A 512-nucleotide genomic window follows, 5' to 3' on the forward strand; every position below is an offset into this window, starting at 1 on the left:
AATGCTTACCTGAGCAAAATAGCCACCAACCCGTTATCGCCACTTACCCAGGTAAGCGGCCCGGCAGACCTTAACTATACCGCCACGGTAGGTTCGTTGGCCAGCACGATATCGCTTACCTTAACCGCACAGGATGCAGGCTCGGTGATCAAAATAAATGGTACGACGGTAGCCAGCGGCGTAGCTTCCGGCCCGATAATCCTTACAGGCGCATCTACGCCGATAGATGTGCTGGTAACGGCAGAGAACGGCACGACCACCAAAACGTACCGCATCACCGCAGTGAAAGGCTTGTCAGATAATGCCTATCTGAGCAAAATAGAATCCAACCCGTTTGCGTCTGTTACCCAGGTAAGCGGCCCTGCAGATCTTAATTATACCACCACGGTAAGTTCGTCGGCCAGTACGATATCGCTTACCCTAACGGCACAGGATGCAGGTTCGGTGATCCGGGTAAATGGCAGCACGGTAGCCAGCGGTGTCGCCTCGGCCCCGATAACCCTGACCGGCGC

Annotated in this window: 1 protein-coding gene; it reads left to right on the top strand. The window is 54.9% G+C overall.

All coding sequences use genetic code 11. The annotated features are described in order from the left end of the window. A partial coding sequence (locus EPL05_RS21710; protein ID WP_134240088.1) for a cadherin-like beta sandwich domain-containing protein occupies positions 1-512 on the top strand: 512 nt, incomplete at both ends.

This window comes from Mucilaginibacter gilvus (assembly GCF_004054195.1).
Taxonomy (GTDB): Bacteria; Bacteroidota; Bacteroidia; order Sphingobacteriales; family Sphingobacteriaceae; genus Mucilaginibacter; species Mucilaginibacter gilvus.